Raw genomic sequence first — 25,471 nt, 5'->3', positions numbered from 1 at the left:
TACAACCGGGCCAAAACTGCCGTTCGTGACCTTGATCCGAATATTAAAGTGATTCTTAAAATAATTCGGGATTTCATTCACAGTTGTTCGGGTTTATTGCGAATACAATTAATTCTCACTTGTAATGCAAGTTACAAGGTTACAGGCAAACACACAGGCAAAGTACAATGAAATCAATTCTAACCACCAGCATTCTGCTGGCGCTGGCGAGCGCGCCGGCTTTGGCCGCTGAGTACGAAATCGACCTCGGCTACGATTCCAAATACATCTCAGAAGGGCGTGACAACCTGGACAAAGGCGGCATCTACTGGGCCAACGGCGCCGCCGCCTTTGACAACGGCATCACCCTCTCCGCCGCATACGGTTACGCCGCCGACTCCGATGTGAATTACGACGAACTCAACGTTGGCATCGAGTACGGCTTCGAGGTTGGCGACTTCAGCCTCTACGCCAGCTACACCCGTCTGGAGTTTTTTGAAGACGACGAAAGCGACAACGAGTGGGGCGCCGGCATCGCCTACGGCGGGCTGGAGTGGTTTGAACCCTTCGCTACCTACGTCTACAGCACTGAAGCCGAAGGCAGCTTCGTTGAAGTGGGCATTCAACGCGATTTCTCCATCAATGAAGCCCTGACCTTCAGCCCCTATGTCATTCTGGGCCTGGATTACGGTTACGCCAGCCCCGAGCACGACGGTGCCAACCACACCGCCGTTGGCGCCACCCTGGCCTATCAGCTGAACGATACCTGGGCCATCAGTGCCGTTGTTGAGCACCAGAAAGCCGATAAGGATGTGGAGCTGGATGTGGGCAACGACGACGGCCACACCTGGGGTGGTGTTCACTTTACCGCCGCGTTCTGATTTCAGCGTATTGCAAGGAGGGAGCCAGCGGCTCCCTTTTTAATGCCCCCCGCCCGACGCAACGCCTGCACCTGCTCATCACCCAACAACGCCACACGGTCGAATATCGAAACAGTATGCGAATACTTTTTTATTGAAATGACCCGGCCTGGCCCCGAATCCCGCGCAACGGAATATCCACCTTGGTTCAATTGGGGCTCCGCTGGACGCCAACCCAACCATCTGTTTTAATGCCGCCACTTGTGGTGTGAATAATGACCAATCGCAACGGATACCCAAAGTGATGCAGACCCAGGCTTCATCGCGCCAGGCGCATGCGACGTTGACACTGGCCCTGGTGCTGGTGGTCTTTGTGTGTCAATTATTCGCCAGTTGCTGGTCAATGTCGGTGCAATTCCCCGCTGAACAACACCCGCTTGGGATCCACGTTCATCACAGCCACAGCAACCACGCCAATCACAACGAAGTGAATCTGTCCCAGTTTGCCAGTGCAACCGAAGCCCCGGAACATCAACACGACAGCCACTCCCACACTCCCTGCCACCCTCCGGTTGACCTGACCATGCTCGACCCGAGCATGTCCACCGATATCGTGGCTACGACTCGGTTCAGCTACCCCAGCCGTCGCTACGCGCCGCCCATTCCGCCTCCAAACGCCTAAGATCCCTAATCACACCTTTTTGTATCGGTTCGGCGCCGACATGCGCCGATAACCATCAACAGCTTCAACAAGGAATGCATTTATGAGGCTAACTTCATGGCTGAAAGCCCTGATATTGACCCTGGGCGCCCTGGCGTCATTTTCACTGCTGGCCCACGGTGTCGACGACGACACCCGCCAGTTTCTTACCGTTAACCAAGGGGTCTCCATCCTCCCCTACATGTACATCGGTGCCAAACACATGGTGACCGGCTACGATCACCTGCTGTTCCTGGTGGGGGTGATTTTCTTCCTGTTTCGCGCCAGGGACGTGTTGCTGTACGTCAGCCTGTTTACTCTGGGCCACAGCATCACCCTGCTGTACGGCGTGCTGGCAGACATTCACGTCAACGCCTACCTGGTGGACGCCATCATCGCCCTGTCCATCGTCTATAAGGGTTTTGACAACCTGGGCGGCTTTCAGCGCCTGCTGGGTTATCAACCCGACACCAAGGCGGCGGTGGTGATTTTCGGCCTGTTCCACGGCTTTGGCCTGGCCACCAAGATTCAGGAGTTCAGCCTGCCGGATGACGGCCTGGTAGCCAACATTCTGGCCTTCAACGTCGGTGTCGAGATCGGCCAGTTCCTGGCCCTGGCGGTGGTGCTGATCGTCATGAGCGCCTGGCGCCGCCACCCGAGTTACTTGAACTTCGCCACCGCCACCAACACCCTGCTGATGAGCGGCGGCCTGATGCTTATGGGGTTTCAGATGACCGGCTACTTCAGCAACTAAAACCAATAACAATAAGGATTCCACATGACCCATTTCACGCCACCGGTGCACTCTGGCGCCACCCTGATCAAGGCCTGCGTGGCCGCCTCGCTGCTGGCCGCCGTGCTGTTGCTGACCTGCATCCTGCCGGCTGAGTACAACATTGATCCTACCGGCGCCGGCAAGGCTCTGGGGCTGACGGCGCTGGCCGAAGCCGCCGAAGCCCCGGTCGCGATCGCCCTCGGGCAGACTCCGCCGACCCGCCAACCGCGCAGTGACACCATCACCATTACCATTCCCGCTGGTAAGGGGCTGGAGTATAAACTGCTGATGGACCAATACGCTCAGCTGGAATATGAGTGGCAGACCGACGGCACGCCACTGTATTTTGATTTTCATGGCGAGCCTGAAGGCGACACCAGCGGTTACTTCGAGAGCTTTGCCATTACCACCTCCAGCAACATGAAGGGATCTCTGACCACCCCGTTCACCGGCTCCCACGGCTGGTACTGGAAAAACCGCTCAGGCAAGCCGGTGCAGGTTTCCCTGACCCTCAAGGGCGATTACATCATCAAGGGGTAGGCCAAAACTCTATGTGACAGGCGCCTACGGGCGCCTTTTTTGGTGACCGCCCCGGGCGGCGCTATACTGATTTCATCAAATTTTGCGTCTTTTTCTGCCCATGGCCGTCAAGGGTCTACCCACAGCCCGGACAATCCGAGAGAATCGCTTCATGCTGAATCACTGGCAAACCCACAAAGACCGACTGCGCGGCTACATCGGCAAGCGTGTTGACTCTCCTGCCGCCATTGATGACATTTTGCAGGAGGTCTACCTCAAGGCCCACACCCACCTGCATCAGCTTCGCGACAACGCCAGCCTCAATGGCTGGCTGTACCGCATCGCCCACAATGCCATCATGGATCACCACCGCCAGCGCCACAGCCACAACGAACTGCCCGACGACCTGGCGGCCCCCCAGACCGATGACGCCGAGCAGGCACACCGGGAGCTGGCCCAGTGCCTGGTGCCGCTCATCGATGAACTGCCGGAGCGCTACCGGGTGCCGCTGCAACTGGCCGAACTGCAAGGGCTCAGTCAGCAACAGATTGCCGATCACTTGGGGTTGACCCTGTCCGGTGCCAAAAGCAGGGTACAACGGGGACGGCAGCAACTGCGTCAGCGCCTGACCGCCTGCTGCGACATCGAAGTGGGCCGGGGTGGCGTCCTCGATTACCACCCCAAGGATCCCGATTGCCGGGGCTGCTAAAAATAAATCTGCGTCCTTTTGAGGCCGCCACCGTCTTTGACACCATAACCCGGGGAGAGCCCCGAGCGTCACTGACAAGAGAGGCCCCATGCTTAAAGTTATCAGTTTTACCATTTGTCCCTTCGTTCAACGCATTACCGCCCTGCTGGAAGCCAAAAGCCTGCCCTATGAGGTGGAGTACATTCAACTCAACGACAAGCCCCAGTGGTTTCTCGACATCTCCCCCAATGGCCAGGTGCCGCTGCTGCAAATCGAAACCGGCGAGGTGCTGTTCGAGTCCGATGCCATCGCCGAGTACCTGGAAGAGGCCTATCCCGCCTTGCAACCGGGCTTAAGTCCGGTGCAGGTCGCCCACAACCGCGCCTGGAGTTACCTCGGCAGTAAACAATACCTGGTTCAGTGCCCGGCCATGGGCAGCAAGGATGGCGACACCCTCAAGCAGCACAGCGTCAAGCTGGCCAGCGCCTTTGCCAAGGTGGAAAAGGTTCTGGGAAGCCACCGCTTCTTCAACAGCGACAGTCTGAGCATGGTCGACCTGGCCTGGTTGCCGGTGCTGCACCGGGCCTGGATCATCAAGGAGCAGACCGGTTACGACTTTGTCGCCGGCTACCCCAAGACTCAGGCCTGGCAGCAGGCGTTGCTGGACACCGGCCTGGGCCAGCGCAGCGTCGCCGATGACTTCCTAGAGAAGTTCAGCGACCACTACCTGTCAGAACAAACAGTGCTGGGACGGATTCAGCGTCACTGCCCATCCTGTGAGTGCCAGGCCGCCACCCTGGATGACTGCTGCAATCAGCAGCAGTGCGGCGACATCCTGGCCGGTTGCGAGCCAAAATCCAGCGCCTGTGGTGACTCCGGCTGCTGCGGTTAAGCCGACTTCGGCGGTGGGGTAGCTGGCCTCACCGCCTAAACCGATTGCCTTAATCCCTTGTTTTTGGTTGAGGTGAACCCCAGTTAACGGTACAACATAGGCCTATCTATGCCGGTAGCCACCGGCCAAACCAGTAAAGGATCATCCCCATGGCTCAGCAATTTGACTACATCGTTCTTGGCGCCGGCAGCGGCGGCATCGCATCAGCCAACCGGGCCGCCATGCGCGGAGCCAGGGTGCTGCTGATCGAGGCCAAGCATCTGGGCGGCACCTGCGTGAACGTCGGTTGCGTGCCGAAGAAGGTGATGTGGTTTGGTGCCCAGGTGGCGGAAGCGGTCAACCTGTATGGTGCCGACTACGGCTTCGACCTGACCGTGAACCGGTTCGACTGGAGCAAGTTGGTGGCCAGCCGGGAAGCCTACATCGAGCGCATCCATGGCGGCTACAACCGAGGCCTGGACGCCAATGGCGTTACCCTGGTCAACGGCTTTGGTAAATTTGTCGACCGCCGCACCATCGAGGTGAACGGCGAACACTACACCGCACCCCATATCCTGATCGCCACCGGCGGCCGCCCCACTATCCCTAATATCCCTGGCGCCGAGCACGGCATCGACTCCAACGGTTTCTTCGCCCTCACCGAGCAGCCTAAACGGGTGGCGGTGGTCGGCGCTGGCTACATCGCGGTGGAGCTGGCCGGGGTGCTGCACTCCCTGGGCAGTGAAACTCACTTGCTGGTGCGCAAGCACGCACCGCTGCGCAACTTTGACCCGCTGATCACCCAGACCCTGGTGGAGCTGATGGAGCAGGAGGGGCCGACACTGCACACCCACTCCATCCCGTCGGAAGTGGTGAAAGAAGCGGATGGCAGCCTGACCCTGAAGCTGGAAAATGGCAACAGCCTCAATGTCGACACCCTGATCTGGGCCATCGGCCGTGAGCCGACCACCGACGTTATCAACATCGAAGCATCCGGCGTCAAGGTAAACGAGCGCGGCTTCATTCCAGTGGATGAGTACCAGAACACCAACGTCGACGGCATCTACACCGTCGGTGACATCATGGAGGGCGGCATCGAGCTGACTCCGGTAGCGGTGAAGGCGGGTCGACAACTGTCCGAGCGCCTGTTTGGTAATCAGCCTAACGCCAAGATGGACTACTCGCTGGTGCCCACCGTGGTCTTCAGCCACCCGGCCATCGGCACCATCGGCCTGACCGAGCCACAGGCGGTAGAGCAGTATGGCGAAGACAACGTCAAGGTCTACACCTCAGGTTTTGCCGCCATGTACACCGCCGTCACCGCCCACCGCCAGCAAACCCAGATGAAGCTGGTGTGCGCCGGCCCCGAAGAGAAGATCGTCGGCCTGCACGGCATCGGCTTCGGCATGGATGAGATCCTGCAGGGCTTTGCGGTAGCCATCAAGATGGGGGCCACCAAGGCGGACTTCGACAACACCGTGGCCCTGCACCCCACCAGTGCCGAAGAGTTTGTTACCATGCGCTAAACGCCCAAAAAAGACTGTAAAAAGCCGCTCACTGGAGCGGCTTTTTTCATTTTTGACGCCACTTAAGACTTCCACTCAGGTAAAAGCGAGTAGGGTTGGTCTTAGGGAACCGGCTTTTCGAATGCGTGGCACTCGTTGCAGTACATCACCGGCTGCTGGTGCGCCAGGTGACATTTGGTACAACGAACCGAGCCATGGGGGGATTCGTGGAAATCGACGCTGCGTTCCTCTGCCTGGAACAGTGGCACGTCAACCTTGTCGCCATGGCACCCCTTACACGTTTTACTCTTGGCACGCTTGGTGGGCGTATCGGTCTGGTGACAATCGACACACTCGATACCAAAACCGCCGTGTCGATCGGCCAGAGGCTCTGTCGCCATCCCGTGGAAAGAGAAGAGCAAACCGGCGACCGCCAGCAGGGTCAGAGAGCGCTTTTTCATGAATGGACCTTTGAAAGTTAAATAAAAAAGACCGGCTACCCGCGCGGCCGGCCCCGATTCTCATGATTATTTGCCGAGTTTCTTGGCGATGTGCTGGGAAGCAAACCGTCCGGAGTTAATGGCGAAGGAGCTGGCCATCCCCTCCAGGGTCAGGTTGTAGGAATCGCCGTAGATGCCACCCACTTCACACCCCACCACATAGAGGCCCTCGACCGGCTTCAGGTCCTTTTCACGCAGAATCTGCATGTCGGTGTTGGTAGAGGGGCCACCGAGCGTGATCAGGGTGGCGTTGTCCCCTTTCACCGCAAAGTAAGGCGGCTTGCTGATGGAGCGGACGTACTTACGGTCTTTAGGAAACTCCTCGTCCAGGCCGTTAACGGCGTAACGGTTGTTGTCCTCGACGGTCTTCTTGAAGGCGACCGGATCCACCCCCATCTTCTTGGCCAGGCCCTCGATGGTGTTGGAGACGTACACGTAGCCCTCCTCCTGGCCGATCTCGATCCCTTCCTCAAGCAGATCCAGCTTGTGGCCGACGCGAACCCAGTCGGAGTGGGACACATCGATGCCCTCGTTGATCATGTAATCCTTGAGGGTGTCATCAAAAACGGCGAAGTAAGACCCGCCAACCCGCTCGACAGCAGGGTCGGTGTTCATCCACAGCGGCGCCTGCGATTCATCGATAAAGCGCTTACCGTCGTCGGCCACCCACATGTAGGGCTGACGCAGTAGCGACGCCAGCTGCGAATACACCGTGGTGTGCTCCGGTTGACTCAGCTGGGTATTTGGATCTTTACCGGACAACCAGGCGCCGATGGCCAGGTGGGTTCCCATCCCCTCCAGGCGCGCGCCGACCTTGTCGTACCACGGCAGGCTGTCACCATCGCGGCCGGTCTTAGGACCCACAATCAGGTAGTCGGAGCGAATGCCGTATTTCTTCAGATATTCAGGGTTATTGATAAAGCCACCGGCAGCCACAATCACCCCACCCTGGGTATTAAATTGGTAGGTCTCACCCTCAACGTCCTCGGCCATAATGCCGGTGACTTTACCGTCTTCATAAATGATCTCGGTGCCCGGAGTTTCGGTAAGAATGGTTCCACCGTGCTCTTTAAACGACTTGGCCATCTGATTCACAAACTCGACGCCTTTACCGTCCTTGAAGATGTGCCAGGTACGATAACCGTCCTCAAACAGAGTACGCACATCGTGGAAAGTCACGCCGTGGTCTTCCATCCATTTGATGGAGTTTGCCGAGTTATTGATCCACTTACGGATCAAAGGACCATTAATAAAGCCATGGTTGAACTCCATGTGGTTCTTATAGGCCCAGTCCCTGTCCAGGCCGATGTACATCGACTTCTGATGATCGGTTTCAACAGCAAAGGTACCCTCAATGTACAGGGCAGAACCGCCAATGGTCGGCATCTTCTCCAGCAACACGGTTTTCAAACCCGCTTCCTGGGCTTCTACCGCCGCCGCCATGCCACTGGCACCGGAACCCACCACCACCACATCAACATTTTTGACAATGTCCGCCGCCCAGCTGCCGGCACTGAACAGGCTGGCCGCCACCAGAACTGAGAGTTTCTTCATATTTCTCACAATATAATCCTCATCATCTCGACATAACGATACTCATCACACCGAAGAGCTTTATTTTTGTTATCCTTTTTTAGCCGGAATTCATTAATTACAGAGACGAAACCCTGTTGATTAATTCGCAATCTAAATAAGAACTCTGCGTCGACAAGCGTATCTCACCAACGTCAAAACATTTATTTGCACCCTTCATGCCAAGATTTAAGCTGTTGTTATTTAAGGGGTGCAGAGAAATTTGGTGATCTACGTCAGTTCCAGACAGAAACTAGGGTTTCATTTTGGAACCCTTTATATGGAATAAAAAGGGCCGCATTTATGCTGAGCAGTGAAATTAACCCAAGAGAGTTCCTTGATTTCCTTCCAGATGAGGGGCTGATTAAATTTAAGGATCAGAGAATGGTGTTGCTTGATGCCGTTGCCTTGGGGTTATTACGCAAAGAGCTGATCGATCAGTTTGGTACCTTTGTCGCCCGTTGCATTCTGACCCGCTTTGGTTACGCCCATGGCTGGCGCACCGGCCAGATCCTCAGCAGCGAGTTTCCCGAAGTCTATCTCGATCCGCAAAGCGGCTCTCATCTGCATATGCTGTTTGGCATCACCAAGACCTTCGCCTTTAAACCGCGACGCGGCGACGATAACACCCTGCTGGAGGTGCACTGGCACAACTCCTATGAAGCGGAACAGCACCAACTGAGCATCGGCGAGTCCGATGACCCGGTCTGCTGGACGCTGACCGGCTTTGCCAGCGGTTTTGAATCCTGGAAACACAACCGCGAGGTCTACTTCATCGAGGATATGTGCACAGGCAAAGGCGACCCTTACTGCCGGGTCACCGGTAAATTCAAAGAGGACTGGGGTGAGGAGCTGGAGCCGCACAAACCGTTTTTCTCCATGGCCTCCTCCGACTCCCTGCTAAAGGAGCTCACCAAAAGGCTGGAGCTGACCCAAAGGGCCCTCAAGGCCAGTCAGCAGGGCAAGGAGCCCCAACAACAGACGGTGGAGGGGTTTATTACCCAGAACCGGGAGATGACCCGGCTGATCCAGCTAGCCGCCCGGGTCGCCAAGGTAGACTCCTCGGTGGTGGTCTCAGGCGAAAGTGGCGTCGGCAAAGAACGCCTCTCCCGCTTTATCCATGAACGGTCCAACCGCTCCGCCCAACCCTTCGTTGCCATCAACTGCGGAGCCCTGACCGAAACCCTGCTGGAGAGCGAGCTGTTCGGCCACAAACGGGGCGCGTTCACCGGCGCCGACCGCGATCGGGCCGGATTGTTTGAAGAGGCGGACAAAGGCACCCTGTTTCTGGATGAAATTGGCGAGATCTCTGCCGCCATGCAGCTTAAGCTGCTGCGAACCTTGCAGGAGCAGGAGGTACGTCGTGTCGGAGAAAACCACTGCCGCAAAGTGAACGTGCGTATCATCTGCGCCACCAACCGCAACCTGGAACAGGAGGTGGCACAGGGGCACTTTCGGGCCGACCTCTACTACCGCCTGTGTGTTGTTGAACTCAAGATTCCCAGCCTGCGACAACGGCACGAAGATATCCTGCCCCTGGCCCGCTCCATTCTGGAAAGCAAAAACCGGCAGATGGGGCGTAATATTCGTGGTTTTTCCAATAAGGTGGCCCGAATACTCGAAGGTCACTCCTGGCCCGGAAACATTCGCGAGATGCAAAATGTGGTGGAGTATTGCACCGCCTTGTGCCACGGACGGGAGATCACCACCGAGGATCTGCCAGCATCACTCAACGCCCCCGCCAACCTGCCTCAGCGTATCGCCGCCCACGCCCTCAGCCTGGAGGAGATGGAGCGAGAGTATATTTTGTCAGTCGTCCGTGCCTGTAAAGGCAACAAGGCCCAGGCGATGAAAATTCTCAGCATCGGCAAAGCGACCCTGTATCGCAAGCTTAAAGAGTATGGCTGGGACGCCGCTACCTGAGCGCCTGGCTCAGTACCTGGGGCTGATGGCCCCGAATGACGCTGCCTTTAACCAGTACCAGCGGAATGCCGTGACCGCCAAACTGGGCAAACTCGCGAGCCGCTGCCGGATCGTCCTCCATGTCCAGTTCTACAAAAGGCTGGCCGGACTGATTCAGAAACTGGCGGGTGGCGGCACAGGCGGAACACCAGCTGGCACTGTATAAAATCACCTCGGCATCGTGAGACCGGTTCAACTCCGCCGCTAGCCGGCCACCCGCCCCCAATTGATACACCGCAAAACCCAGTACGCCGGTTATCAGCGCCATCACAAGCAGAATTCGTCCCATCGGCCCTCAGTTTCCTATTACTCGTTGTCTTTCTGAATCCTAGGGATAACGGCAACAAAGCACAAGTTCGCCACTCCTTGCCTATACTCAGTTTTCCTGATCTCGGAGAGCCTTCTATGTCTAACCATACCTACAAGAAACTGGAGCTGGTCGGCTCCTCACCGGAAAGCATGCAGGATGCCATCAACAACGCCATTGCCCGGGCCCATCAGACCATCGCCAACCTGCGCTGGTTTGAAGTGACCGAGATGCGGGGACAGGTAGAAAACGGCAAGGTGGCCTACTGGCAGGTCACACTGAAAATCGGCTTTACTCTGGAGGAGTGAAACGGCGCCCACACAGGGCAGGCAGTACCTCGGCCTGCCCCGCGACAGCGCTGGACTCGTATTTAGACGGCCTGAGCCTGCTTTAACCTTTCAAACAATTGATCTTTTAGGTTAAGACGCTTCAGCTTCATCCCTTCAAGCACTTCGTCGGTGGTGTTTTCCAGTCCCTCCTCAATGCGCCGGACTTCGCGATCGAGTTCGTGATACTGATTGTAAAGTAGATGGAAACTGTCGTCTGAGAGATTGAGCTCCTGAATCAGCTCGACGTGGGCGGGAAACTCGTTAACCAGGCTATGGTCTTGGATTATCATCACGCATTCCTCCTTGTGGTTAACTCCATTCTGCTCCGCTCTGACGGCAGTTTGATTGATGCAGATCAGTAAAATATTCGTTATGAAGTTGCTTCATTTGTAATTACTTCCGGCGGTCTCCGCCAATGAAATCTGCCTTCACTGACCATCAAATCAAGGCCCATTCAGTCCAGCCTCTCCCCCGACCCAGCCACTAAGGCCGCATCCGCATTCATCTCAATCGGAATACCAGCATGGCCCTTCGGCGCATCCAACCTCTGGCACTCTTAAAGCCAGCTGGCTACTATGGATAAACCATCAATTAAGTCATTGAATTATGTCCGCCTCTAGCCAATACATCGTCGCTCTGGATCAGGGCACCACCTCCAGCCGGGCGCTGTTGTTTGATCAGCATGGCGGCGCCGTCGGTACCGCCCAGCGCGAGTTTCAGCAACACTACCCCCAGCCCGGCTGGGTTGAGCACGACCCCATCGAAATCTGGGCCAGCCAACGGGCGACCCTCACCGAACTGCTGGCCAAGTGCCGGGTCAACCATCAACAGGTGGCGGCCATCGGCATCACCAACCAGAGGGAAACCACCATTGTCTGGGATCGGCAAACCGGACAGCCGGTCTACAACGCCATTGTCTGGCAGTGTCGCCGCACTGCCGAGCTCTGCACTCAACTGAAGCTGCAAGGGTTGGAGACCGAGGTTCGCGCCAAAACCGGACTGGTGCTGGATCCCTACTTTTCCGCCACCAAGATTCGCTGGATTCTGGACAACGTCGACGGCGTCCGCGAGCGGGCAGAGAGGGGGCAATTGGCCTTTGGCACCGTCGACACCTGGCTGATCTGGAACCTGACGCAAGGCAAGGTGCACGCCACCGATGCCACCAATGCCAGCCGCACCATGCTGTACAACATCCACACGCAGCAGTGGGATGAAGAGTTGCTGCGGGCCTTTGATATTCCGGCCTCATTGATGCCAGAGGTAAAAGCCAGTGGCGACGATTACGGCCAGGCTCAACTGGGTAACGCCTGCGTGGCCATCAGCGGCGTCGCCGGCGATCAGCAGGCGGCGCTGTTTGGCCAGTTCTGCCACCACTCCGGCATGGCTAAAAACACCTACGGGACCGGCTGCTTCCTGCTGATGCACACCGGCCAGACGCCAGTCTCCTCCAACCACGGCCTGCTGACCACCCTGGCCTGCAACTTTCCAGGCCAGGTCAACTATGCCCTGGAGGGCTCGGTATTCATGGGCGGAGCCAGCATCCAATGGCTGAGGGATGAACTGGGGCTGATCCGCACCGCCGCCGAAACCGAGTCACTGGCCACAGAGGTGGACGATACCCAGGGTACCTACCTGGTGCCAGCCTTCACCGGTCTGGGCGCCCCTTACTGGGATCCGTTTTCTCGAGGCACCCTGGTAGGGCTGACCCGGGGCAGCAACCGCCACCACATCGTCAGGGCGACCCTGGAATCCATCGCCTACCAATCCATGGATATCTTGTCAGCCATGGAACAAGACGCCGGCATGCCACTGTCGCAACTGCGGGTCGATGGCGGCGCCACTGCCAATGACTTCCTGATGCAGTTTCAAGCCGACATTCTTAACGCCGATGTGGTGCGGCCAGCCAACACCGAAACCACCGCGGCAGGGGCCGCCTACCTGGCCGGACTAAGCTGCGGCTTCTGGCGCGACATCGATGGTCTGTCCCAACAGATCCGCAAACCCAAGGTGTTCCATAACCGCATGGACGACGAGCAACGAGACAACCTGAAACGCGGCTGGCAGCGGGCCGTAGCCAGTTGTCAGCACTGGTCCTCTCTGGGCTAGCCGTTCGACTCGCAACCGCAATGTAACCAGATCACCATTTGGTTACATTGCCGCCTCGCGGTGTTTTTTTCTGCAACGAGTGGATTACTCCAGCAAAAAGCCACGGTCACAACCCCCTTCGGCCTCACATTTTTAACCCGAAAAGTGACAACAGACGAGATCTCCGACAGCAGAGGGAGTACAACGGGATCCTCCTGTGGTTGCCGTTCTGCTGTTGTTATGGCCATGAACCGAAAACAAATCCCTTGTCCTGTGCTTTGCCTGATGCTCCGGCCAAGCCTGTTGGTGATAGCCTGTGTCTGTGCTCATCAGCAGCGTCCGCTACTGATGCTGCTGTTTGCCAGCTCGCTGCTGATCTATCTCGGGCTACTGCAGCCTCGCCTGCACCAGCACACCCGGCTGCCGAAAGTCATGGCCTATGAAAGCCGGCTGTTCCTGCAGCAGAGTCGCGGGGCACAAGCCCTGGTGCTGCTACTGCTCGCCGCCATGACCACCTCACTGCTGTTGCTGTTTTGGCAACACCAGACCCGCTCTGGCCTGGTGCTGATGGCCGTTTACTCTCTGTGCAAAATAGTGTGGAACTTCCTGTTTCTTGGTAAATTAGGCGCGCAAGATTTATCAGCCAGCTTGGCATCCATTATTGGAGCTGCGATACTTATGGATCATTAGTTCGCCGATTGGATCACGCAATGCACGCTGATACTTGACAGCAAACTACTTCGAATCTTACTTTCAGCAAGTTAACCAACCCCATTTGCCCCGGAGCCCCTGCGATGGAGAAGCTATCACTACCGACAGCCATCGGTCGCATGCAGACCCGGCTGGCCCAGCTTGCCCATGTGCAGCCTGAACACCCCATTGTTCAGATAACCGAGTCCATCGATGCGACCCTGTTGCTGCCCTGGCTGGCCGCACAGACCCAGTGGCCGAAAATCTACTGGCGCGAGCGCAATCAGGGGGAGCAGGTGGCAGCACTGGGGCAATGCCAATGCGTTCGCATTGACGAGCAACCGCAACAACAGCTCAATCAGTTCTATCAGACCGCCTGCAGCCACAACCTGTCTGGTGTCCGCTGGTACGGCGGGGTGGCGTTCGACACCAAGCAGCCAGAATGGTCTGCCTTTGGCCAGGCCACCTTTGTGCTGCCCCGGCTCGAGATTCGCCAAACCGACCAATCGACCCAGCTGCTGCTTAACCTGAAAGGGGAAGCCGAGTGCTGGCTGGACGAACTCAGCGACGCCAACGACTGTCTGCGACGCCTGTGCCGCATTCAACCTTTGCCGCCTCTGGCACCTGGACACATCCTGTCCCGTCAGGACACCCCCAGCGAAGCCCGCTGGCATGAGCTGGTGGCTCAGGTTACCGAGCCGGAATTCAATGCCGACACCCCAAAGGTCGTGCTGGCCCGGCAGAGTCAATTGCAACTCAGCCACCAACCCAACCCTTGGACGGTTCTTCACGCCTGGCAGCGCCTGAACCCCAACAGCTACCAGTACGGGTTTCAGCTGACCCCTACCGCCAGCTTCATCAGCTGCTCGCCTGAGCGGCTGTTTCTGCGTCGTCAGCAGGAACTCAGCACCGAAGCCCTGGCGGGCACGACGGTCAGGGGCTTTACCGAGCAGGAAGACGCCCGTCTGGCGCAATCCCTTCTGGACGACAGCAAGAACCAGAATGAAAACCAGCTGGTGCGGGTGCTGATTGAGAAACAGCTGCAGCCCCTGTGCGACTATGTCGGCACAGAGGAGAGCCCCTCTATTTTAAAGCTGAATCACATCCAACACCTGCACCGCACCATCAAGGCGGAAGTCAAAACCGGCGTCAATGACCTGCAACTGCTGCAGGCGCTGCACCCGACGCCTGCCGTTGGTGGCTTGCCCAGGGAAAACGCCATGACCTTCATCCGCCAGCGGGAAGGTTTCAGCCGCGGCTGGTATGCCGGCGCCTGTGGTTACTTTAACTGCCTGGGCAGCGAATTTTCCGTGGCCATCCGCAGTGCACTGTTTAGCGACAACCAGATTACCCTGTTTGCCGGAGCCGGTATCGTCGCCGATTCCGACCCCAGTGCCGAATGGCAGGAACTGGAAAACAAACTGGCCACCATCATGGGAATTTTAAACGGCCTATGAACACCACCACCATCGCCGACCTGAACCTATTGTGGTCAAAACTGCTCCTGGAAGAGTTACACCGCCTGGGGGTTCAACACGTCTGCCTGGCTCCGGGATCACGCTCCACACCATTGACTCTGGCCGCCGCCGAACACCCAGGCCTGACCCGTCACACCCATTTCGATGAACGGGGTCTGGCCTTTATGGCCATGGGGCTGGCCAAATCCAGCGCCACCCCGGTGGCCGTCATCACCACCTCAGGCACCGCCCTGGCCAACCTGTATCCGGCCATTGTCGAAGCCAGCCTGACCAAGGTGCCGCTGATCCTGCTGACCGGCGATCGGCCACCAGAGTTGATCGACTGCGGTGCCAACCAGGCCATCATTCAGCCCGGGATCTTCGCCGACTACTGCACCCGGGTGGATCTGCCAACGCCGGATCTGGCCATCGGCCCTCAGGCCCTGCTGAGCCAGATTGATCACGCCGTCGGCACCAGCGACGGGCCGATTCACGTCAACTGCATGTTCCGCGAGCCCCTGTATCCGCAAGCCGAGCGCACCAATTTCAGTGATTACCTGACCCCGGTTCGCCACTGGCTCCAGAGCGATGCCCCCTGGAGCCCCCTGGCCAACCTGAGCCAGCAGGCACTGCCAACTCCGCAGCAATGCCGGGACTTTGCCAACGGCAAAGGGGTGATCGTCGCCGGCACCCTGGCGCCGGAGATGGATCCGCACCTGCTGCTGAGTCTGTCAGAGGCTCTGGGGTGGCCACTGCTGGCGGATTGCCAGTCACAGCTAAGGCAGGCTCCCGGCGTTATTCACCACATCGATCAACTGCTGCACCGCCCGGACTGCCGCCAGCAACTGGCGGAGGCCGATCACCTGCTGGTGGTAGGTGCCAGAACCCTGTCCAAGCGACTGCTCAGTTTCATCGATTCCCAGCCGTGGCAACGGCACTGGCATTGGCTGTCGCACCCCCAGCGGTTGGATCCAAACCATAAGCCGAAACAGGTGTTTGTGGGCAGCCTCGAGTTACTGCTCAAGCAACCCTGGCCCCAGGCTCCACACCCCCTCTGGTGCCCGGAACTGCAGCAAACCAATGCACAGATTGACCAACTGATCGCCCGCCAGCATCAGGGGGGACCGCTGACGGAACTGTCGGCCATGCGCCACCTGAGTCTGGTAATGCCGGAACAGGGTCAGCTCTTCATCGGCAACAGCCTGCCGATACGGCTGTTTGATACCCTGGCCGCCCCGCGCGCCCAGAGCGCCCCGCTGTTCACTAACCGGGGCGCCTCTGGCATTGATGGCCTGTTGGCCACCGCCGTGGGCGTTGGCCGCGGTACCGGCAAACCAACGGTTCTGGCCATCGGCGACCTGTCCCTACTGCACGATCTGAACTCCCTGGCCATCGCTCGGGATTGCACTACCCCGATGGTGATCATCGCCATCAATAACGACGGTGGCAGCATCTTCAACCTGCTGCCGGTGCCCAGTGATGCCCTGCGTCAGGATTACTACCGTCTTGGCCACGGTCTGCAGTTTGCCGGGGCTGCCTCTCAGTTCGGTCTGCCCTACAGCAACCCGGACAATCTCGAGCACTTTGATAAAGCGCTGCGACTGGCGCTGCAACACCCCGGCGCCAGCCTGATTGAGCTGACGCTGCCCCCCGAGCAATCGGCTCAGCTTCTGATTGAGCTGGCCACTCAGGTTCAAGATGCAGCTGCACACTGAATGCCACGGCAACCCCAGTCATCCGGCACTGGTGTTGCTGCACGGCTTTCTTGGTAGCGGTGAAGACTGGCGCCCCCTGGTTGCCGGCCTGGCCGATCGCTATTACTGCATTACCCTGGATCTGCCCGGCCATGGCCACAGCCGTGAATGTGCCCTGACCACGGCGCCTGGGTTTCATCTGCTCTGCCAGGCCATCGAGGCCAGCCTGAACCGGCTCGGCGTCAACCATTACCACCTGCTGGGGTACTCTCTCGGGGGCCGGGTTGCCCTACACCTGGCCCAACACTGCCCACAGCGGCTGCACAGCCTGTTGATTGAATCCGCCCACCCGGGGCTGGAACACGCCGTCGAGCGACGGCAGCGACTCCAGGACGATGCCCGCTGGCACCTCAGCCTGACCCAGGCGCCCATTGGTGACTTTCTCTCGCGCTGGTACCAACAGCCGGTGTTCGCCAGCTTGAGCGATACCGCCAGGGCGGCCATGATTCAAGCCCGCATCCACAACCATGGCCCTAACCTAGGCGCCTGCTACCTGAGTACCAGCCTGGGCCATCAACAGGATCTGCGCCCGCTGCTGGCCTCCCTGTCGCTGCCGGTGCACTACCTCTGCGGCCTGCAGGATGCTAAATTCCTCGCCCTCGGGCAGCAGTTGCAACAGCAGGGGCTGATCACCGAGTTGCACCCCATGCCGGGCGGGCACAATGTCCACGCCGCCAACGGCGACGCATTTCTTGATACAATCAACACCATCCTGACCCGTTACCGTCACTAGGACCACCATGATCAGCGCGAGTTTGCATCGCTACGCCATTCCGTTCCACTCTGCCATCGATTTCAAAGGGCAGACCCTGAACCGCCGTGAAGGCCTGATCTTACAGCTGCAAGCCGATGGCCAAACCGGCCTGGGAGAGATTGCACCATTACCGCAGTTTTCCCGGGAAACCCTGGCCAAAGCTCAACAGCAGGCAGTGGCGGTATTACCGGAGTTGTGTCACACCGGCGCCCTGCCCGATGCCGCCACTCTGGCATCGGTCCGGTTCGGCATCAGCTGTGCCCTGTGGCAGTTGCACCAACCCCGCCCCAGACGAGTCAGCGCCCCCTATCCGTTGCTGACCGGCAGCGATGAACAGATGGTGGCCGCGGCCGCCGATGCCACCACCATCAAACTGAAGGTCGCCCGCCGCCCGGTCGAACAGGAGGTCCGGTTGATCTACCGGCTGCTGGCCACTAACCCTCATTGCCGTTTCCGCCTCGACGCCAACCAGCGTTGGAGCCGTGAACAGGCCGAGGACTTCATCGCCGCCATCCCGCTGGATCGGGTGGATTACATTGAAGAGCCCACCGCCAGCCTTGAAGACAATCTGCGCCTGGTCACTGAGTTCGGCCTGCCACTGGCCCTGGATGAAACCACCCAACAACCGGATTACCGGTACCAATTCATCGCCGGCGTCAAAGCACTGGTGCTCAAACCCACGCTGATTGGCGACATCGCCACCCTGCAGCGCCTGGTTGAGCAGGCGGAACTGGATGGCGTGCAGGTCACGCTGTCTTCCAGTTTTGAAACCAACGTCGGCCTGACCGCCATCGGTCAATTGGCCGCCGAGTTAACCCCGGATCAAGCCCCGGGCATCGATACTCTGGACGCGCTGCAGCAGGACCTGCTACTGCCCCAGCGACCCGACACCCCCTGCCTGTCTCTGCAGCAGTTGACGCCGGTATGGCCTTAGTCCCCTGCCTGGCGGCAGAGGGTGCCGCCCGCTTCCCTGACCGGGTCGCCATTGACCATGCCGGAACGGCCATCAGCTACCGGGAGCTGCATCAGCGGGTCACCGACCTGACGACCAGCCTCAAATCACAAGGGGTTGGGCACGGCACCCACCTGGCCGCTATCGACAACACCAGTTTGACCCTGATCCTGCTGCAGTTGTCCTGCATTCGGCTGGGCGCCGTGTTTGCTCCCATATCGCCCCGGTTTCCTGAGCAGCAACGGCAGCAACTGCTGCTGCAGATCGATGCCAGCGTCATCTGGACCGCCCAGGGAAAATACCCTGGCGGCCTACCCGCACTGACACTGCCAAATACAGCCCCGGCTGCGACCATCGACTCAACTCCACTGAGCGACGATCAGGCTGCAGTCAGCCTGATCCTTACCTCGGGTTCCTCCGGGTTTCCCAAGGCGGCCATGCACTCGCTGGCCAACCATCTGGCGTCGGCAAGCGGATCAGCCCGCTGCATCCCCCTGCAGGCAGGCGACCGATGGCTGGCGTCGCTGCCGATGTTTCATATTGGTGGACTGGCCATCCTGTTTCGTTGCCTGGGCGCCGGGGCCACCCTGGTACTGCCCCGGCAACGAGACCTGCTGGACACCCTCAGGGAGCAGCCGGTGACCCACCTGTCACTGGTGGCCACTCAATTGGCGAGGATACTCGGTGCCGATGACAGCAGCAGCCTGATGGACGGGCTTAAAGTGCTGCTTCTTGGAGGGGGGCCAATGCCAGCCTCCCTGCTGAGTCAACTCGACACCCATCCGGTTCAGGCGTTCACCAGCTACGGGCTGACCGAAATGGCGTCTCAGGTCACCACCGGGCCCGCCAATGCTTGTGGACTCTCGGGTCAGTTGTTGCCACAGCGGCAGTTACGAATTCGCCAGGGAATCGTCGAAGTTCGCGGTGCCACCCGCTTTATGGGGTACTACCAGCAGGGACAGCTGCAGACCCCGTTTGACGACGACGGCTGGTTTCACACCAAGGATCGCGGCCGCTGGACTCAGGGGCAACTGGAGATACTGGGCCGAGCCGACAACATGTTCATCAGTGGTGGCGAAAATGTGCAGCCGGAAGAGATTGAAGCGGCACTGAAGCAGCACCCGCAGATCCAGGATGCATTGGTTTTTCCCGAAGCCAACCCGGAGTTTGGCTACCTGCCGGTGGCGGTATTACACTGCCGGGAGACCCTGCCAGCGCCCTCGGACCTGGATCAGTTCCTGGCCCCCAGGCTGGCCCGTTTCAAACGACCACGGCGTTACCTCAACTGGCCATCCGGCCTCAGCCAATACGGCCTCAAAGTCAGCCGGCTATCGGTTGCCAGAGCCTGCGGCCTGCTAGGACCAGACCAAGATTCATAGAAAACTCCTGGCCTGGCGGAATGTTGTTAATCCCGCAATACACAGAGTAAAGCCACATAAAAACCGACAAGTACCACAGCTTGTTTTGCCCGTTTTGGAAATCCAGTCTAAAAATCTCCCGCCCCATACTGCTGCCTAGGACACCGGTGGCCAGATCGCACATTGCCTTTAGCAAACGGACGTTCGAATCTAGTTACGCATAACAACAATGTAACAATAAGGAGCGTTACGATGGGGCAGAAACACCTTTGGCTGAAACCGGCCATGCTGGCCACAGCATTGATGATGGGACTGGGAGGCTGCGGCAGTGACGATGACCCGGTCACGGTTGAGCAACCGGATCCGCCTGCCGGCCCTGAATTTCCCGAAGGCGCGGTATTTGTGGAAGCCGGTGATAACCTGACCCAGCGCATTCAAAATGCCTTTATTAACGCCAGCAGCGACAGCACCATCGTGCTGCCGGAGGGGGAGTTCAGCATCACCTCAACCCTGCAGTTTGACGGTGATGTGGACGGCGATGGCAATTTTGCCAAGAACGTGACCATCATGGGCTACGGCCGCGACAAAACCATCCTCGACTTCGGCGAGGCCAACTCCGGGGACGGTGTATTCGTGCAGAATGCCCTGGACATCACCATCAGTGACCTGTCGGTCAATGAAGCCAAAAATAACGGCATCAAACTGAAAAACACCAACGGCATTATCCTTCGGGATCTGGCCACCATCTGGCATGGCGACGTCGGCCCGGACAACGGCGCCTACGGTCTCTACCCGGTCGAGTGCCGCAATATCCTGATTGAAGACACCTACGTTCGCGGCAGCGCCGACGCCGGCATCTATGTCGGCCAGTCTGAGTACATCGTGGTGCGCAACAACATCGCCGAACTGAACGTCGCCGGCATCGAGATCGAAAACTCCAAATACGCCGACGTCTACAACAACGAAGCCTTCGACAATACCGGCGGCATCCTGGTGTTTGATCTGCCCATCGGCAATCAGCATTACGGCTCCAGCGTGCGGGTGTTCAACAACAAGGTCTACCGCAACAACACCGAGAACTTCGCCAACGCCAGTGCCAATCCCGCCGGAGTACACATTGTGCCACCGGGCACCGGAATCATCGTGCTGTCCACCGACGATGTGGAGATCTTCAATAACAACATCAGTGACCATGACACCATGGCCATCACCCTGTCGAGCTTCTTCATCGCCGAACCGGATCTCAACAGCTTTGTACAAAACTACGGCCAGCCCGGCCAACCCATTGCCGACGGCTGGCGCGCCGTACCGCGCAATGCCTATGTGCATGACAACACCATCAGCAACGCCGGTGCCAACCCCAATGGCTATCTGATCACCGATATTATTGCCGCCTACATGGGCTATCACGGCAGCTTCCCGGGCATCCTGTACGACGGCCTGGGTGAAGCCATGGCCAACAGCGGCGCCGCCGGGCCACAGGGCTACAATCTGGGCGAACTTCCCTTTGCCAGCGACGGCAGTGACAACATCTGTGCCGCCAACAACAGCGGAGCCAGCTACGGTCAACTGTACGATGGCCAAAACCCCAATGCCCCGGCGGTGCTGTTCGAGGCTGAGCAGGCCAACCTGATGAACTGCGAACAGACCAGTCTGCCGGTCCATACGGTCACCTTTAATGGTGAGATCTTCGGCTGTGGCATCGATGACAATGTCGCTGGTTGCGACGGGGGCAACATCATTGCCGACGACGATGACAACGGTAACGGTGATGGCGGCCTGGTGGGTGACGGCGATCTGAGTTTATGTGTTGCCGACTCCGACAAGGTGAACTGGGACGCCCTGCTGGGTGCCAACTGTGGTCAGCTGTCTGAGTACAACCTGTTTGCCGACGCCAGCAACCCGGCGGGCACCGCCAACGGCACCGGCTTACCCTATGACCTCAACAGTCCACTGTTCACCGATTATGCCTCCAAGTACCGCTACGTTTTTGTTCCCGAGGGAGAAAAAGCCAGTTTTGAGGCTCAGGAGTCGTTCGAGTTTCCGGTCGGTTCAGTACTGGTGAAGAGCTTTGCCCTGCCGGCAGACACCAGCATGCGAGGCGTGGCCAATGAAACCCTGATTGAGACCCGGCTACTGATCCACCGCGCCACCGGCTGGACCGCCCTGCCTTTCGTCTGGAACGCCGATAAAACCGATGCCGTACTGGCCAAACCCGGCAACAACTCTGCCCAAACCCTGATTCACAACGGCGAAACCCTCAACTTCAACTATAAGGTGCCCAACATTGCCGAGTGTAAGCAATGCCACCAGTTAGAGAACGACCAGGGTCAATTCAAGTTTGCCCCTATCGGCCCCAAAGCGCGCTTCCTCAACCAGGACTACGCCTACACCGATGGTAGCGCCAACCAGCTGAGCAAGTGGGTCAGCCACGGCATTCTGTCTGGCGTCCCTGATGACCTGAGCAGCATCACCACGGTGCCCGCCTTCGACGACAGCATGAGTGATCAGTTGTCCGCCCTGAATGACGATCAGGTGATGGCATTGGCAAAGGGCTATCTGGACATCAACTGTGCCCACTGCCACCGCCCAGAGGGTAACGCCTCCAACACCGGCCTCAAGCTGGAGTACTGGCGCGCCTACGACGAGGACAATGGCTACTCCCACGGTACCTGTAAGCAACCCATCGCCTATGGCGGCGGCAACCTGGGTTACGACGTGGTACCGGGTAAGCCAGAAGAGTCGATCCTCCACTATCGCATGGACAGCGATGAGCCTGGCGACCGCATGCCTGAGATCGGCCGGGCCCTAATCCACCAGGAAGGGGTGGCCCTGATCCACGAGTGGATCGCCCGCCTTCCGGAACGAGACTGCAGCAACTAGTCCCCCTGCGGAGCCGGTACTCACCGGCTCCGCCTCATTCATAGTCAGGATCGACGTCATGAAATCCCTATTCTGTATTGCGTTAGCCGGTCTGCTACTGGGGTGTGGCGGCGGTGACGGTACCCCCACGGCAGATCAACCGCAACAGCCCGACCCACCGGTCAACGCCTCCCCCTGCGATCAGGGCAGTGCCGGTAGCATCAACTGGACAGCGCTGATGAGCAGCGACTGCCCGGCTCTTGAGGATTACGGCCTGTTCATCGACTCCGCCGATCCCACCGGGGCGCCGACACACCCCGGACAGGCCTATCAACTGACCACCCAGCTGTTCTCCGATTACGCCTCCAAATACCGGTTCCTGTTTCTTCCCCAGGGACAGACGATCCAATACCAGCCTCGAAGCGCGTTCGATCTGCCCGTGGGCAGTGTGCTGGTGAAGACCTTCGCGCTGCCGTTCGACAGCAGCCTCACCGGCCCAGAAAACCAGGTTCTGGTGGAAACCCGACTGCTGATCCATCGCGACGCCGGCTGGACCACCCTGCCGTATCAGTGGCAACAAGGCCGGGCCAGGCTAATCAGCAGTGGGGCTGCCGTGAATCACACCATGACTCACAACGAACAGACTCTGACTTTCAGCTATCAGATCCCCAGTCGGGTGGAGTGCAAGTTATGTCACCAACTGATTGATGACGACGGCGGCAGCCGCATCAGCCCCATCGGGCTGAAGGCGCATCTGCTCAACGTCGCCGACGGTGAAGGCTCACAGTTACTGCGCTGGCACCAGCAAGGATTGCTTGCCGACCTGCCACAAACCGACAGCATTGCCCGGGCACCGGCACTGCTGGACGAAGGCGCCGACCTGACTCAGCGAGTGAAGGGCTACCTGGACATCAACTGTGCCCATTGTCATCAGAAACAGGGCCACGCCAGCATCTCCGGCCTCAGGTTGGGTTTTTATGAGGATCACACCCAGAGCAGTTACGGCATCTGTAAACAGCCTCCAGGCTGGGACGGCGGCCCAAGAGGCCTGGATTACGATCTACTGCCAGGTAACGGCCTGGACTCCATCCTGCCCTACCGAATGGAGCTGACCGAACCGAAAGACAGAATGCCCATGGTGGGACGGAGTGTGGTTCATACCGAAGCGGTAGCCCTGATTCGACAATGGGTAGACAGCCTGCCTGCATCGCTGGGCAGTTGCCAATAGGGTCAGGACAGGCGATGCACCGGCAACCCGGTCATAAACTCACCGGGCGCCTTGCCGGTCCAGCGCTTAAAGGCATGGCGGAAATTGCAGGTTTCGTTGAACCCCAGTTGTTCGGCAATGGTATCGATGCAGCGCTCCCCCGCCTGAAACCGGTCGATGGCCAATTGGCAGCGCACCTGGTTAAGTATCTTCTGGTAAGAGGTACCAATGGCAGACAGTCGCCGCCTCAGCGTCCGGCTCGACAGTCTCAACGCCTCGGCCACCTGTTCCAGAGTCGGAAAACCGTAACGGCACGGCAGCAGCAACGCCAGTATGTCATTGATCAAAGAGTCGGTTTCATCTTCAACCACCTCATCACTGGCCAGCCCCCTGACAGAGGGGTGCCAGGTAATGGGGTAGGTCAGGATAGCGGGATCCAGACGCCAGCCGAAAAAATCGGCGTCAAACTCGATGGGACACCCTAGGGCCTGTTCCAGGGCCAGATGCTCAATACGGTCGGGGCCGGAGCAACACATGGACACCCCAAGCAGGGGAATGGGGCGATTGGTGAGCATTCGGGCCACGCTCAACATAGAGCTGAGTCCTTGCTGGAACAGAAAGGTCATGGTATCGGCATCGATGTTACTGACATTGACCGACCTCACCTCCATCACCCGAGCCGACAGTGTCTCGATATTATCGGTAAAACTGCCCACCAGGTTGGGATTACTGCGCACCAGTTCATACACCTCCCCCAGTGTCTGGCAACGCGATAAAGGCCGCTGAAGCCCCTGCAGGTGCTCCGGCCTAAAAGTAGCACCGAAATGAAAACCAGCCAGCGAGCCCGGTAACCACTCTCCGGCCAACTCCATCGCTTTTAGCACCTGCCAAGCGAGCACAAATTGGCGCACCGACAGCTCCGACGCAGTAGTGCCAATGGCAGCCAACAACCGTTCCGCCCGAGCAGCACCAAGCTGCCGCTCAATATACTGATGCAGCAACCGCAGGTCGAAAGCGGGGTAAAGCTGATCACCATAAAGGGTTGGGTGAGAGCAGATAAAGCGCTCGATCGCTTTGCCCTCCCCAGCATCAGTAACGTGATCTGTTGCACAAAAACTCACCATAAGGAGTACATTTTTAACTGAGATTTATTGGCGAGTAAAGCAGTATTTATATTGTATTCAGCAGTGATTCCAGCGGCATTGAATCTGAATCAACCACCAGGCCTCTCACAGGCGAGAATCCGGCGCCTTCAAAGAGTTCCCCCAAAAGACACTGGACCCTCGCGTTCGCAAGGGCGACGGGTTTTCCATCCGTCGTGCCCGCGCACGCGGGTAGCCAGTGGCTTTGCCCTTGATCATTCTTGCGCAGGCGAGAATCCAGCGGCTTCAAAGAGTTCCCCCAAAAGACACTGGGCCCTCGCGTTCGCAAGGGCGACGGGCTTTCCATCCGTCGTGCCCGCGCACGCGGGTACCATTCGCAAGGGCGACGGTGCGAGTTGGCAGGGCTGGCAGCATCTGGGCTGCATTCACTTTTTCAAATCGCAGACACGAAAAAAGCCCGTAGCGTTAGCTACGGGCTTTCTTGGATTTGGCGCCTGACGATGACCTACTCTCACATGGGAACCCCCACACTACCATCGGCGCGACTGTGTTTCACTTCTGAGTTCGGCATGGGATCAGGTGGGGCCACAGCGCTATTGTCGTCAGACAAAAACTGTATCAATTCGCACAAGCTGTATTTCTCGTTTGCATTCTTGCAAGCGCTTAACTATCTGGGATATCA

The 25,471-nt window shown here is 58.4% G+C and carries 23 protein-coding genes and 1 rRNA gene; 18 read left to right on the top strand and 6 right to left on the bottom strand.

Annotated features, from left to right (window positions below):
- Positions 1-167: 167 nt before the first annotated feature.
- The 7 genes from BLT77_RS15130 (at position 168) to gorA (ending at position 5,918) form a co-directional block, all read left to right on the top strand.
- Positions 168-860, top strand: a complete 693-nt coding sequence (locus BLT77_RS15130) for a hypothetical protein (protein ID WP_090366921.1) — start codon at positions 168-170, stop codon at positions 858-860.
- Between the two features lie 280 nt (positions 861-1,140).
- Complete coding sequence (locus BLT77_RS15125) at positions 1,141-1,521, top strand: hypothetical protein (protein ID WP_143026651.1); 381 nt, start codon at positions 1,141-1,143, stop codon at positions 1,519-1,521.
- An 82-nt stretch (positions 1,522-1,603) separates the two neighbouring features.
- Positions 1,604-2,293, top strand: coding sequence for a HupE/UreJ family protein (locus BLT77_RS15120; RefSeq protein ID WP_090366917.1), 690 nt, complete (start codon positions 1,604-1,606; stop codon positions 2,291-2,293).
- 24 nt (positions 2,294-2,317) lie between these two features.
- On the top strand, positions 2,318-2,854 hold the full coding sequence (locus BLT77_RS15115) for a hypothetical protein (protein WP_090366915.1): 537 nt from the start codon (positions 2,318-2,320) through the stop codon (positions 2,852-2,854).
- A 151-nt stretch (positions 2,855-3,005) separates the two neighbouring features.
- Entirely contained in the window at positions 3,006-3,542 is a 537-nt protein-coding gene (gene sigZ / locus BLT77_RS15110) for an RNA polymerase sigma factor SigZ (protein ID WP_090366912.1), read from the top strand.
- A gap of 88 nt (positions 3,543-3,630) precedes the next feature.
- Positions 3,631-4,413: a glutathione S-transferase family protein gene (locus tag BLT77_RS15105; RefSeq protein ID WP_090366910.1), complete on the top strand. Its 783-nt coding sequence runs from the start codon at positions 3,631-3,633 to the stop codon at positions 4,411-4,413.
- 149 nt (positions 4,414-4,562) lie between these two features.
- Positions 4,563-5,918 (top strand): glutathione-disulfide reductase, encoded by a 1,356-nt coding sequence (gene gorA, locus BLT77_RS15100; RefSeq protein ID WP_090366908.1) that lies wholly within the window; start codon positions 4,563-4,565, stop codon positions 5,916-5,918.
- 101 nt (positions 5,919-6,019) lie between these two features.
- Here the strand turns inward: gorA and BLT77_RS15095 are convergent, their stop codons facing one another.
- Both BLT77_RS15095 and BLT77_RS15090 read right to left on the bottom strand, forming a co-directional pair.
- On the bottom strand, positions 6,020-6,358 hold the full coding sequence (locus BLT77_RS15095; RefSeq protein WP_090366906.1) for a cytochrome c3 family protein: 339 nt from the start codon (positions 6,356-6,358) through the stop codon (positions 6,020-6,022).
- A gap of 66 nt (positions 6,359-6,424) precedes the next feature.
- Complete coding sequence (locus BLT77_RS15090; RefSeq protein ID WP_090366904.1) at positions 6,425-7,951, bottom strand: FAD-dependent oxidoreductase; 1,527 nt, start codon at positions 7,949-7,951, stop codon at positions 6,425-6,427.
- A gap of 321 nt (positions 7,952-8,272) precedes the next feature.
- On the opposite strand from BLT77_RS15090, the gene BLT77_RS15085 reads away from it, so the two are divergent.
- Positions 8,273-9,892 (top strand): sigma-54-dependent Fis family transcriptional regulator, encoded by a 1,620-nt coding sequence (locus tag BLT77_RS15085; protein ID WP_090366902.1) that lies wholly within the window; start codon positions 8,273-8,275, stop codon positions 9,890-9,892.
- On the opposite strand, the gene BLT77_RS15080 is transcribed toward BLT77_RS15085, so the two are convergent.
- Positions 9,885-10,220, bottom strand: a complete 336-nt coding sequence (locus tag BLT77_RS15080) for a glutaredoxin family protein (protein ID WP_090366900.1) — start codon at positions 10,218-10,220, stop codon at positions 9,885-9,887. The two genes, BLT77_RS15085 and BLT77_RS15080, sit on opposite strands and share 8 nt — an antisense overlap.
- 116 nt (positions 10,221-10,336) lie before the next feature.
- On the opposite strand from BLT77_RS15080, the gene BLT77_RS15075 reads away from it, so the two are divergent.
- Positions 10,337-10,546 carry a dodecin gene (locus BLT77_RS15075; RefSeq protein ID WP_090366898.1) on the top strand — a complete coding sequence of 70 codons (210 nt, stop codon included), beginning with the start codon at positions 10,337-10,339 and terminating at the stop codon, positions 10,544-10,546.
- Positions 10,547-10,608: 62 nt separating this feature from the next.
- On the opposite strand, the gene BLT77_RS15070 is transcribed toward BLT77_RS15075, so the two are convergent.
- Positions 10,609-10,857: an HP1242/YdcH family protein gene (locus tag BLT77_RS15070; protein WP_090366896.1), complete on the bottom strand. Its 249-nt coding sequence runs from the start codon at positions 10,855-10,857 to the stop codon at positions 10,609-10,611.
- Positions 10,858-11,173: 316 nt separating this feature from the next.
- On the opposite strand from BLT77_RS15070, the gene glpK reads away from it, so the two are divergent.
- The 9 genes from glpK to BLT77_RS15025 all read left to right on the top strand — a co-directional run bounded on the left by glpK (position 11,174) and on the right by BLT77_RS15025 (position 23,707).
- Positions 11,174-12,673, top strand: a complete 1,500-nt coding sequence (glpK, locus tag BLT77_RS15065; protein WP_090366894.1) for a glycerol kinase GlpK — start codon at positions 11,174-11,176, stop codon at positions 12,671-12,673.
- Positions 12,674-12,937: 264 nt separating this feature from the next.
- Positions 12,938-13,342, top strand: coding sequence for a hypothetical protein (locus BLT77_RS15060; protein WP_090366892.1), 405 nt, complete (start codon positions 12,938-12,940; stop codon positions 13,340-13,342).
- Positions 13,343-13,446: 104 nt separating this feature from the next.
- The gene (locus BLT77_RS15055) at positions 13,447-14,799 is read left to right on the top strand and encodes an isochorismate synthase (protein ID WP_090366890.1); all 1,353 of its coding nucleotides are present in this window, start codon (positions 13,447-13,449) and stop codon (positions 14,797-14,799) included.
- The gene (gene menD, locus BLT77_RS15050) at positions 14,796-16,514 is read left to right on the top strand and encodes a 2-succinyl-5-enolpyruvyl-6-hydroxy-3-cyclohexene-1-carboxylic-acid synthase (protein WP_090366888.1); all 1,719 of its coding nucleotides are present in this window, start codon (positions 14,796-14,798) and stop codon (positions 16,512-16,514) included. The genes BLT77_RS15055 and menD overlap by 4 nt, the downstream gene beginning before the upstream one ends.
- Positions 16,498-17,286, top strand: a complete 789-nt coding sequence (gene menH / locus BLT77_RS15045; protein ID WP_090366886.1) for a 2-succinyl-6-hydroxy-2,4-cyclohexadiene-1-carboxylate synthase — start codon at positions 16,498-16,500, stop codon at positions 17,284-17,286. The genes menD and menH overlap by 17 nt, the downstream gene beginning before the upstream one ends.
- A 7-nt stretch (positions 17,287-17,293) precedes the next feature.
- A complete protein-coding gene (gene menC, locus BLT77_RS15040; protein ID WP_090366884.1) occupies positions 17,294-18,241 on the top strand; it encodes an o-succinylbenzoate synthase in 948 nt (315 codons plus the stop codon).
- Positions 18,232-19,638 (top strand): o-succinylbenzoate--CoA ligase, encoded by a 1,407-nt coding sequence (gene menE / locus BLT77_RS15035; protein WP_090366882.1) that lies wholly within the window; start codon positions 18,232-18,234, stop codon positions 19,636-19,638. Before menC ends, menE begins: the two co-directional genes overlap by 10 nt.
- A 231-nt stretch (positions 19,639-19,869) precedes the next feature.
- Positions 19,870-22,500, top strand: a complete 2,631-nt coding sequence (locus BLT77_RS15030) for an SO2930 family diheme c-type cytochrome (protein ID WP_090366880.1) — start codon at positions 19,870-19,872, stop codon at positions 22,498-22,500.
- A gap of 58 nt (positions 22,501-22,558) precedes the next feature.
- Positions 22,559-23,707: an SO2930 family diheme c-type cytochrome gene (locus BLT77_RS15025; protein ID WP_090366878.1), complete on the top strand. Its 1,149-nt coding sequence runs from the start codon at positions 22,559-22,561 to the stop codon at positions 23,705-23,707.
- Positions 23,708-23,709: 2 nt separating this feature from the next.
- Here the strand turns inward: BLT77_RS15025 and BLT77_RS15020 are convergent, their stop codons facing one another.
- Both BLT77_RS15020 and rrf read right to left on the bottom strand, forming a co-directional pair.
- The gene (locus BLT77_RS15020) at positions 23,710-24,810 is read right to left on the bottom strand and encodes an AraC family transcriptional regulator (protein ID WP_090366876.1); all 1,101 of its coding nucleotides are present in this window, start codon (positions 24,808-24,810) and stop codon (positions 23,710-23,712) included.
- A gap of 471 nt (positions 24,811-25,281) precedes the next feature.
- Positions 25,282-25,396 (bottom strand): 5S ribosomal RNA (gene rrf / locus BLT77_RS15015).
- Positions 25,397-25,471: the final 75 nt, after the last annotated feature.

Source organism: Ferrimonas sediminum, assembly GCF_900100175.1.
GTDB lineage: Bacteria > Pseudomonadota > Gammaproteobacteria > Enterobacterales > Shewanellaceae > Ferrimonas > Ferrimonas sediminum.
This window is presented reverse-complemented; position numbering and strand designations above follow the sequence as displayed.

What these genes read in the sequence shown, in the direction of transcription:
- BLT77_RS15130 (WP_090366921.1), top strand. Translation starts at nt 168, where the DNA reads ATGAAATCAATTCTAACCACCAGCATTCTGCTGGCGCTGGCGAGCGCG.
- BLT77_RS15120 (WP_090366917.1), top strand. Translation starts at nt 1,604, where the DNA reads ATGAGGCTAACTTCATGGCTGAAAGCCCTGATATTGACCCTGGGCGCC.
- BLT77_RS15115 (WP_090366915.1), top strand. Translation starts at nt 2,318, where the DNA reads ATGACCCATTTCACGCCACCGGTGCACTCTGGCGCCACCCTGATCAAG.
- sigZ (WP_090366912.1), top strand. Translation starts at nt 3,006, where the DNA reads ATGCTGAATCACTGGCAAACCCACAAAGACCGACTGCGCGGCTACATC.
- BLT77_RS15105 (WP_090366910.1), top strand. Translation starts at nt 3,631, where the DNA reads ATGCTTAAAGTTATCAGTTTTACCATTTGTCCCTTCGTTCAACGCATT.
- gorA (WP_090366908.1), top strand. Translation starts at nt 4,563, where the DNA reads ATGGCTCAGCAATTTGACTACATCGTTCTTGGCGCCGGCAGCGGCGGC.
- BLT77_RS15095 (WP_090366906.1), bottom strand. Translation starts at nt 6,358, where the DNA reads ATGAAAAAGCGCTCTCTGACCCTGCTGGCGGTCGCCGGTTTGCTCTTC.
- BLT77_RS15090 (WP_090366904.1), bottom strand. Translation starts at nt 7,951, where the DNA reads ATGAAGAAACTCTCAGTTCTGGTGGCGGCCAGCCTGTTCAGTGCCGGC.
- BLT77_RS15085 (WP_090366902.1), top strand. Translation starts at nt 8,273, where the DNA reads ATGCTGAGCAGTGAAATTAACCCAAGAGAGTTCCTTGATTTCCTTCCA.
- BLT77_RS15080 (WP_090366900.1), bottom strand. Translation starts at nt 10,220, where the DNA reads ATGGGACGAATTCTGCTTGTGATGGCGCTGATAACCGGCGTACTGGGT.
- BLT77_RS15075 (WP_090366898.1), top strand. Translation starts at nt 10,337, where the DNA reads ATGTCTAACCATACCTACAAGAAACTGGAGCTGGTCGGCTCCTCACCG.
- BLT77_RS15070 (WP_090366896.1), bottom strand. Translation starts at nt 10,857, where the DNA reads ATGATAATCCAAGACCATAGCCTGGTTAACGAGTTTCCCGCCCACGTC.
- glpK (WP_090366894.1), top strand. Translation starts at nt 11,174, where the DNA reads ATGTCCGCCTCTAGCCAATACATCGTCGCTCTGGATCAGGGCACCACC.
- BLT77_RS15060 (WP_090366892.1), top strand. Translation starts at nt 12,938, where the DNA reads ATGCTCCGGCCAAGCCTGTTGGTGATAGCCTGTGTCTGTGCTCATCAG.
- BLT77_RS15055 (WP_090366890.1), top strand. Translation starts at nt 13,447, where the DNA reads ATGGAGAAGCTATCACTACCGACAGCCATCGGTCGCATGCAGACCCGG.
- menD (WP_090366888.1), top strand. Translation starts at nt 14,796, where the DNA reads ATGAACACCACCACCATCGCCGACCTGAACCTATTGTGGTCAAAACTG.
- menH (WP_090366886.1), top strand. Translation starts at nt 16,498, where the DNA reads ATGCAGCTGCACACTGAATGCCACGGCAACCCCAGTCATCCGGCACTG.
- menC (WP_090366884.1), top strand. Translation starts at nt 17,294, where the DNA reads ATGATCAGCGCGAGTTTGCATCGCTACGCCATTCCGTTCCACTCTGCC.
- menE (WP_090366882.1), top strand. Translation starts at nt 18,232, where the DNA reads ATGGCCTTAGTCCCCTGCCTGGCGGCAGAGGGTGCCGCCCGCTTCCCT.
- BLT77_RS15030 (WP_090366880.1), top strand. Translation starts at nt 19,870, where the DNA reads ATGGGGCAGAAACACCTTTGGCTGAAACCGGCCATGCTGGCCACAGCA.
- BLT77_RS15025 (WP_090366878.1), top strand. Translation starts at nt 22,559, where the DNA reads ATGAAATCCCTATTCTGTATTGCGTTAGCCGGTCTGCTACTGGGGTGT.
- BLT77_RS15020 (WP_090366876.1), bottom strand. Translation starts at nt 24,810, where the DNA reads ATGGTGAGTTTTTGTGCAACAGATCACGTTACTGATGCTGGGGAGGGC.